This is a genomic window from Dyella sp., assembly GCF_036746095.1.
In the GTDB taxonomy this organism is placed as follows: Bacteria; Pseudomonadota; Gammaproteobacteria; order Xanthomonadales; family Rhodanobacteraceae; genus Dyella_B.
Genome location: NZ_DAIOEU010000057.1, coordinates 21,597 through 30,366, shown reverse-complemented (window position 1 = coordinate 30,366; position 8,770 = coordinate 21,597). Strand labels below are relative to the sequence as shown.

5 protein-coding genes and 1 pseudogene are annotated in these 8,770 nt (G+C 63.3%); 3 read left to right on the top strand and 3 right to left on the bottom strand.

Features of this window, described 5'->3' with window-relative positions; translation table 11 throughout:
• The 3 genes and pseudogenes from V7M64_RS18185 to V7M64_RS18175 form a co-directional block, all read right to left on the bottom strand.
• Window positions 1-310: pseudogene (locus tag V7M64_RS18185) on the bottom strand (NrdJb); the annotation flags it as partial.
• A gap of 196 nt (window positions 311-506) precedes the next feature.
• On the bottom strand, window positions 507-998 hold the full coding sequence (locus tag V7M64_RS18180; protein ID WP_333681089.1) for a hypothetical protein: 492 nt from the start codon (window positions 996-998) through the stop codon (window positions 507-509).
• Window positions 999-1,099: 101 nt separating this feature from the next.
• Window positions 1,100-4,369, bottom strand: coding sequence for an LAGLIDADG family homing endonuclease (locus V7M64_RS18175; protein WP_333681087.1), 3,270 nt, complete (start codon window positions 4,367-4,369; stop codon window positions 1,100-1,102).
• Window positions 4,370-4,838: 469 nt separating this feature from the next.
• On the opposite strand from V7M64_RS18175, the gene V7M64_RS18170 reads away from it, so the two are divergent.
• The 3 genes from V7M64_RS18170 to V7M64_RS18160 all read left to right on the top strand — a co-directional run bounded on the left by V7M64_RS18170 (window position 4,839) and on the right by V7M64_RS18160 (window position 8,708).
• A complete protein-coding gene (locus V7M64_RS18170; RefSeq protein ID WP_333681086.1) occupies window positions 4,839-6,212 on the top strand; it encodes a DegQ family serine endoprotease in 1,374 nt (457 codons plus the stop codon).
• Window positions 6,213-6,614: 402 nt separating this feature from the next.
• On the top strand, window positions 6,615-7,997 hold the full coding sequence (locus V7M64_RS18165; protein ID WP_333681084.1) for a substrate-binding domain-containing protein: 1,383 nt from the start codon (window positions 6,615-6,617) through the stop codon (window positions 7,995-7,997).
• A gap of 12 nt (window positions 7,998-8,009) precedes the next feature.
• Entirely contained in the window at window positions 8,010-8,708 is a 699-nt protein-coding gene (locus V7M64_RS18160) for an HAD family hydrolase (protein WP_333681083.1), read from the top strand.
• The last annotated feature ends 62 nt before the right edge of the window (window positions 8,709-8,770 follow it).

Sequence of the window (8,770 nt, the reverse complement as noted above, 5' to 3'; positions counted from 1 at the left end):
ACTGGAAGTGGTCCATGTTCTTCGAGTTGATGAAGATCTCGAAGGGGCGGCGCTGTTCGTACTGGGTGCCGGCGTTGAGCACGATGTCGTTGATGGTGACGTAGAGGGCGTGCTCGAACAGCGGCGACTTGATCTTGAAGGTGGAGCCGATCAGGGCCTCGGGGCGCTCCAGGCTTTCGTGCATCTGGATGACTTCCGCCATGGGCGCCTCTTTGGGCTGCTCGGGGGCGGGCTGGGCGACGGCGGCGGCTTTGTCTTCGGGCTTGACGACCTCGTAGCCTTTGATCTTCTTTTCGATCTTGATCGTCATATGCGGGCTTCCTGTTGTTGTGTGTGGCGCTTATGAGGTGGGTTGGATTCGTTAGCGGCTCTTTCAAGCGCTGTGGCTAGATTCGCCCCTCACCCCGACCCTCTCCCCGGAGGGGAGAGGGAGAAAAGAATTCGGGTGTTACTGGGTGCAAAAAAGAAATCCGGCCCGACTCGCGTCGGGCCGGATTGCTCAGTACTTACTTCTTGCGGGCGGCCTTCTTGGCGGTTTTCTTGGTCGCCTTACGACCGGCCTTCTTGCTGGCAGTGGACCTCTTTACCGCCTTTCTGGCGGTTTTCTTGCTTGCGGCCTTTTTGGCCGTCTTCTTACCTGCGGCCTTGCGGGCCGTCTTTTTGCTGCTGACCTTCTTTGCAGCTTTGCGGGCCGCGCCTTTCTTGGCGGCCTTCTTGCTGGCTTTCTTTACAGCTTTCTTGGCTGCGCCTTTCCGGGCTGCCTTTTTCGCGGCGCCTTTCTTGGCGGCCTTCTTCGCTGCGCCCTTCTTGGCGGCTTTCTTGGTTGCCTTCTTCGCTGCCTTCTTGGCAGGAGCGGCTTTCTTGGCAGTGGCTTTCTTGGCTGCTTTGCGACGAGCCTTCTTCGGCGCTGCCGCCGGAGCGGACTCTTCTTCGGCTACGGGAGCGGCCGGCGTGAGCAGATCGTCATTGTGTACTTCGAACTCGGTATCGATTGACATGCGGGTATTCCCCTCCGGTCGTTGTTATGGAACCTTCATCAGGCTTGAGGCTTGATCACGGTGTGCGGAAACGTAGCGCGATTTCGCGTTGCGTGCCACTACTAAAACTTTCCGTAATAGCCTTCCTTCAAAGCATCGAACAAATTGGCGGCGGTGTGTGTCTCTCCGTCGTACTCCACTTCTTCGTTGCCTTTCAGTTCCACAACACTACCGTCCTCCAATTCGAAGCGGTAGAGGGTGTTTTCCAGGTCGGCTTCCTTCACCAGCACGCCCTGGAATGCAGCGGGGTTGAAGCGGAACGTGGTGCATCCCTTGAGGCCCTGTTTATAGGCGTAGAAGTAAATGTCCTTGAAGTCTTCGTAGGGGTAATCGGTGGGAACGTTGGCGGTCTTGGAGATGGAGGAATCCACCCAAAGCTGCGCGGCGGCCTGGATGTCCACGTGCTCCGTCGGGCTGATGTCGTCGGCGGCCACGAAGTAGTCGGGCAGCTTGGCCTTGGGGTCGTCGCTGAACGGCATGGCGTCCGCATTGATGAGCGCGCGATAGGCGAGCAGCTCGTAGCTGTACACCTCGACTTTCTCTTTGGTCTTGCGGCCTTCGCGGATGACGTTGCGCGAGTAGTGGTGGGCGAAGCTGGGTTCGATGCCGTTGCTGGCGTTGTTGGCCAGCGACAGGGAGATGGTGCCGGTGGGCGCGATGGAGCTGTGATGCGTGAAGCGCGCGCCCGTTTCGGCCAGCTCCTGAACGAGGTTGGGCGCCACGCTGGCGACGCGCTGCATGTAGCGGCTGTATTTGGCGTGCAGCACGCGGCCGGGAATCAGGTCGCCCGCCTTGTAGCCGTCCTCGACCATCTCCGGGCGCTTGCGCAGCATGTCGCCGGTGACGGTGTAGTTTTTGCTGAGCACGGGCGCCGGGCCTTTTTCCTTGGCCAGCTCCAGCGCGACTTCCCAACCGGCCACGGCCATTTCGCGCGACACGTCTTCGGTGAAGGACACCGCATCGGCGCTGCCGTAGCGCAGCTTGAGCATGGTGAGCGTGCTGCCGAGGCCCAGGAAGCCCATGCCGTGGCGGCGCTTGGAAAGGATCTCGTTGCGCTGCTGCTCCAGCGGCAGGCCATTGATCTCCACCACGTTGTCGAGCATGCGGGTGAAGATCTTCACGACTTCGCGATATTCGTCCCAGTCGAAGCGGGCCTTGGGGCCGAAGGGGTCGCGCACGAAGGTGGTGAGGTTGATGGAGCCGAGGAGGCAGGAGCCGTAGGGCGGGAGAGGCTGTTCGCCACAATTGTGGGCGTGCAGGCCATTGCCATCGAAGGTATTGATCCCAGGCACCTGTACGTCATAGACATCCTCGGTACCGTCGGCCTCCACGGTGGTTACCGTGGCAACAAAACGCTCGCGGTTCAGCGTGCGGCGGTAGCCACCAAGCAGCGCTTTCAGGCGTGCAGCCTTGTCGTTATCGGCGAAGCCGACCAGCTCGTTGAAGCGCGCAAGCGACTCGCCGGCAATCACCAATTCATGCTGTGCCTGCGTGGCGTACTCACGCGTGCCGCCCTTGCCATCCGGCAGCATGCTGCTACCAGCCAGGCGACGGTCGCGATAGATACGGGAAGCGATGCCCAGACGCAGCAGCATGCGCTGCACCGCCTCCAGACGCGCGATATCCGACTGCGCAAGGCGCACGGATACGCCCTTCGCCTGGTTGCCCTGCACGGAACCGTCAGCGTCGAAGAAGCCACGCAGGAAGCCACGGTAGGCGTCACTGGAAGCCTTCTCAAAAGCAGGCGTGATGGCCTTGTCGCCAACCGTCATGCCCAGCTCAAAGGCAAGATCGCGCAGGGCGGCGGACTTCATGCGCCATTCGCCCCGGCCTTGCACTTCGGACCAGCCGTTGAAATCGGCGCGATGCGGCAAGGTCTGCGCGCAACGCAGTGCTTCTTGCATGACGGCTTGCGCACCACCGCTGGCAACGGCGTTGACCACAGCGGCCTGCTTCCACACGGAAAGAACGGCTGCTTCCTGCTTGAGCGTGCCATCGCCCACCAGCAGGCCGAGCAGATAACCCTGTTCTTCAGTGAGGTCACCAGCCCAGCTTGCGTTGGCGCGGTGGTCGTTCAGCAATACGCGGTCACCCGCACGCAGCTTTCCAGCCTCGCACCACTCGGTTTCGATGTTCCAACGGGTAAGGCGGGAAACGCGACGCACTCGGTGATCTCCCGTAAGACGCAGCCGGTGACCTTCTTCGGTCTGCAGCGCGAACACGGGCTTGGTGGCGGTGCGGAAAAAACCTTCGGTTCCTGTCGCGTGGTCTTTGCCGTCTACGCGAGCATAGAAGCCGCTGCCTAGCAGGTCGCGCACCTGGCGCGGGCCTTCGCCCGTCTGCACCCAGGTGTCACCCGTCACGCACGGGTTGGTAGCGCGAATATGCTCGCACCACCAGTTGTTGTTCATCTCGTTCACCTTGTCGATGAGGATGAACCCGGGCTCGGCGAAATCGTATGTGGAGACCATGATCATGTCCCACAGATGACGCGCACGGATGTGCCCGTAGATCTTGCAGGCGACCAGGCCGTCTTCACGCACGACGTAGTTTTCGTGCGTGGGCCATTCGCGCCACACGACGTGGCTGGCGTCGTTGAGATCGATGTCGCCCTGTTCCTTGACATGCACGGGGAAGACCATCGGCCAATCCTGGTCGTGCTCGACGGCTTGCATGAAGCCGTCGGTGATCAGCAGCGACAGATTGAACTGGCGCAGGCGGCCGTTCTCGCGCTTGGCGCGGATGAATTCCTTGACGTCGGGATGGCTGACGTCGAACGTGCCCATCTGTGCACCGCGGCGGCCGCCGGCGGAGGACACGGTGAAGCACATCTTGTCGTAGATATCCATGAAGGACAGCGGGCCGCTGGTGTAAGCGCCGGCGCCCGACACGTACGCGCCACGCGGACGCAGCGTGGAAAATTCATAACCGATGCCGCAACCCGCTTTCAGCGTAAGCCCCGCCTCGTGCACCTTCTGCAGAATGTCGTCCATCGAATCGCGGATGGTGCCGGACACGGTGCAGTTGATGGTGGAGGTGGCGGGCTTGTGTTCCAGCGCGCCGGCGTTGGAGGTGATGCGGCCGGCGGGAATGGCGCCGCGGCGCAGCGCCCACAGGAAACGCTCGTACCAGTGTTCGCGCAGTTCGGGCGTGGCTTCCACGTCGGAGAGTGCGCGCGCGACGCGCTGCCAGCTGTCGTCGATGGTGGCGTCGACCGGGTCGCCGTTCTTGCTGCGCAGGCGGTACTTCTTGTCCCAGATGTCTTGCGATGCGGGCTGCAGCGGAATGGCGGCGCCATCGCGGCCCGTGTTTGTTGCACGCAGTGTGCTCATCGGCTTCCTGACCTCCTGCATGGCCTCACGGCCCCGTTGGTTTCTTGTCTTATGGGTGTAAGGACATCAGTGGCCGGAAAACGACTTGGCGTCCCGATTCATGCCCCGCACATGAGGGTCGGGCGTGGGTTTTCGCGATCGGCGACAGCCCCCACTGACGTTGTTCGCCGCCCCACTACTTGGGTGACAGAAGGATATCTGTACACAAGATGTTGTGGTTGCGACTGGGCGAACGTTACCCCTGCCATCGCAGGATGTAAAGGGCTGACTGCACTGTCACGGGATTTAAGCTGAAGTTGTTTCGTTCCCATGCCGCGTCGCGCTAGCGCAACCGCCTGACACGTGCGATTTAAAATGCCTCGCCGCGAATCGGGCCGTTGCACCCGCGCTTGCGGCACGTTGCATGCTTGGGAACCGTCCGCCCAACGGCGAGTCGAAGCAGCAGTTTTCATTCGCTCAAGGAGACTTCATGCGCCCGCGTTTTCTCCGCAGTTTTACTGCCCTGTTTGTCGCCGCATCACTCGCCGCGCTTCCGTTGCACGCGCACGCGGTGTTGCCCTCGGCCGTCGACGGCCAGCCGCTGCCTTCGCTCGCGCCCATGTTGGAAAAGGTGACGCCGGCGGTGGTGAACATTTCCAGCAAGACGCGGGTGCGGGTGCGCAACCCGTTCTTCGACGATCCGGTGTTCCGGCAGTTCTTCGGCCTGCAAGGCACGCCGCGCGAACAGGTGGAGCAAAGCCTGGGTTCGGGGGTGATCGTGGATGCGGCGAAGGGTTACATCCTCACCAACAATCATGTGGTGGGCGGCGCCGACGACATCACGGTGACGCTGCAGGATGGCCGCAACTTCAAGGGCACGCTGGTGGGTACCGATCCGGCGACCGACGTGGCCGTGGTCAAGATCAACGCCGACAAGTTGCAGGCGCTGCCGATCTCCGATTCTTCGACGCTGCGCGTGGGTGACTTCGTGGTGGCGGTGGGCGAGCCGTTCGGCCTGGGCCAGACGGTAACGTCGGGCATCGTGTCCGCGCTGGGTCGCTCGGGCCTGGGCGGTTCGAGCTTCCAGAATTTCATCCAGACCGATGCGTCGATCAACCCCGGCAATTCCGGTGGTCCGCTGGTGAACCTGCGTGGCGAGCTGGTCGGTATCAACACGATGATTCTGTCGCCGTCGGGCGGCAACGTCGGGATCGGCTTTGCCATTCCCAGCGACGTCGCCACCGAAGTGATGCAGCAGCTGATCGCGCACGGCAAGGTGAGCCGTGGCAGTCTCGGCGCGCAGACGCAGGACATCACGCCGAATATTGCGCGCGTGCTTAACTTGAAGAGCAGCGAGGGTGCGGTGGTGACGCGCGTGCTGCCAGGTTCGGCGGCCGAGCGCGCCGGCCTGCAGGAGGGCGATGTGATCACTTCGGTGAATGGCAAGGGCCTGCATGACTCGGGTGAGCTCACCAATGCAATCGGCTTGCTGCCACCCAACAGCACGGTCACGCTGATGACGCTGCGCAATGGCGCGGCGCGCAAGGTGACGGCGCAGCTTACGCCGCAGAAAAACGCCACGGTGGATGGCGCCAAGCTCGATCCGCGGCTTGCCGGCGTGACCTTCAGCGATCTCAGCGACGAGCAGGCCAGCCAGGGCATGAGCGGCGTGGTGGCGTCGACGGTGAATCCAAACAGCCGCGCGGCGCAGGCGGGGCTTTCGTCGGGTGACGTGATCGTTGGTGTTGGCAATCGGCGTATTACCAGCCTGCGGGATTTGCAGGGGCTGGCGGCAGCGCGCCCGCGCCAGCTGGTGCTGCTGGTGGCGACGGATGAAGGGTTGAACTACGTGGTGGTGCAGTAAACGCAGCGCGTAGGCTGGGATTTCATCTCAGCCTACGCCTTAAAATGGCCGTCATTCCCGTGCAAGCGGGAATCCATTTTGCTCCTAGGCCAGAACGAGCATGGATTCCCGCTTGCGCGGGAATGACGATCTTCTGGCGAGCTTTATTTGCCGTCTGCGTCGACGCCGCATGGCTTTCGCAGCCTCAATGCTGACCAGAAGCGAAACGGAAATCGCGCCGCGCAGCTTTCATTTCCATGATGTTTTCCACGCAACTGTATGAACGCACTTGCGGTTCATGCGTGCGGTTGCTTGATGTTTTGGCTCCGGGCCGCTGAAATACCGCAACCCGTCACTGCGTGCAGGCGCTGTGGGGGGCACACTCGCTCCGTTTATTCCTCCCTTTGCAGGTCGCGCCCTTCTATGCCCGTACGCATCACCCGTCTGCTCACCGCCGCCCTGATCGGCGCCGGTCTTTCCACTGCTGTCCTCGCTGCGGCCACGCAATCGCTCACATGGCGCGGCGATGTGGTCACCGCCAATGGCGTGGTCAAGGGCGTTGCAAAGGCCTGGCAATCGTCCGGCCATGGCTCGGTGCAGATTCAACCGTTCAATACCGCCTCCGGCCTGGATGCGGTCGCCGGCGGCTCCGCCGACATCGCCGGCAGCGCCCGCCCCAGTTCGGGCAGCGCCGAAGACAGCGGACTCACCTTTACGCCGGTGGCATGGGATGGCCTGGTGTTGATTACGGGCTCGGGCAACCCGGTCAGCAACCTCACGCTGCAGCAGGTGCACGACATCTATTACGGCAGGATCACCAATTGGAAGGCCGTCGGCGGCAACGATGCGCCGATCGACGTGTTCGCCGTGGCCAGCCCCGGCGATGGCGTGGAATTCAGCCTGCGCAAGCTGCTGTTCGGCCGTGGCAGCCAGCCGGTGGCGGCGCCACGCCTGTACGTCAACACCACGCAGCTGGAGCAGTCGGTGGCGTTGGATCCGCGCGGCTTTGGCGTGACCACCCTGTCGAGCGTCGCCGGCAACCCGAAGATCAAGATGCTGCGCATCGATGGCACGGCGCCGAGCGTTTCCTCCGTCGCCAGCGGCGCGTATCCATTGTTTGCGCCGCTGTACCTGGTGACCAATCCATCGAGCCCGAATGCTGCGCAAGCCAAGGCGTTCGTGGATTTCGCGCTGAGCGACAAGGGTGCCGCGACACTGCGCTCGCACTCGCTGGTGCCCTATGACGCCGGCACCACGCTGATCGCGATGGATGCATCGCGCCGCAGCCGCATCCTGGCCGAAGTCGGCGCGCATGCCAGCGCCGAACCCACGCAGATTGCCTCGGCGCCGTCCCGCCCCGCCGCGGCACCGTCCATTGCCGCGGCACGCCCGGCAACGCCCGCCACGCCGACGCTGGCCAAGGTCAGCGGCAGCGTGCTGACGCCGCCACCGAGCAGCCTGAAGGGCGTGCGCGGCGAGGCGTTCACGCAAATGACCGCTCCCGATCGCGGCAGCTTCGCCAAGGTCACCAGCGATGCCTACGTGAGCCATGGCAAGATCGTCATGGCCAAGGCCAGCACGAAAAGTGCCGGCAAGACATCCAACGCCGCGAGCAAGGCCGAGGGCAAGAAGCGCGTCGCCAGCGTCGACAGCAAGCCGGCGCGCAGCTATCGCGTCGCCGCCGGCGAAACGCTGTACTCCATCGCCCGCAAGCATGGCGTGGACGTGGCGCAGATCCGCAGCTGGAACCACTTGAAGGACAATACGGTGCGCACCGGGCAGATGCTGCGCATCGAATCGCGCTGATCATTGCTTCGCTTGCAAATACTTGCCATCACGATCGATCTGGACGACACCCTGTGGCCGGTCATGCCGGCCCTGCAGCGGGCGGATCGCGATCTGGATGACTACCTGCGATTGCATTATCCGCAGGTAGCCCAAACCTGGCCCATTCCCGCACTGCGCGAACTGCGCGCGCTGGTAGCCGCCGAACGCCTCGACCTGGCGCATGACTTCACCGCACAGCGCTACATCACCCTGCAGCGCGCGTTCGATGCGTGCGGCATCAGCGACGCGCCGCTGGATGCGCTGTTCGAAGTTTTTGCCGCGGCACGCAACGCGGTGGAGCTCTATCCCGACGCCCTGCCCGCGCTGGAACGCCTGCGCGCCGCGCTGCCCGTGGCGAGCCTGACCAACGGCAACGCCGACCTGGAACGCATCGGCCTGCATCTGCATTTTGCGCATCGCATTTGCGCGCGTGACGTGGGCGTGGCGAAGCCTGATGCGCGCATCTTTCTTGCCGCCGCCGAGAAGCTGGGCATCGCGCCGGAGAACATCCTGCACGTGGGAGACGATCCGGAGCTGGACGTGGCGGGCGCGCGCGATGCCGGCATGCGCACGGCATGGATCAATCGCGCGGGGCATCCGTGGCCGGGGACGTTGGGTATCGCACCGGATTTGGATGTGCGCGATCTGGCGGCGCTGGTGGCGTGGCTGGAAGCGGCGCACAACCCGTAGGCGGGGGCGCGCCATCGTTGGGCTTCGGCGTTGCCTCACCTCCACCCGGCGAACACGCAAGC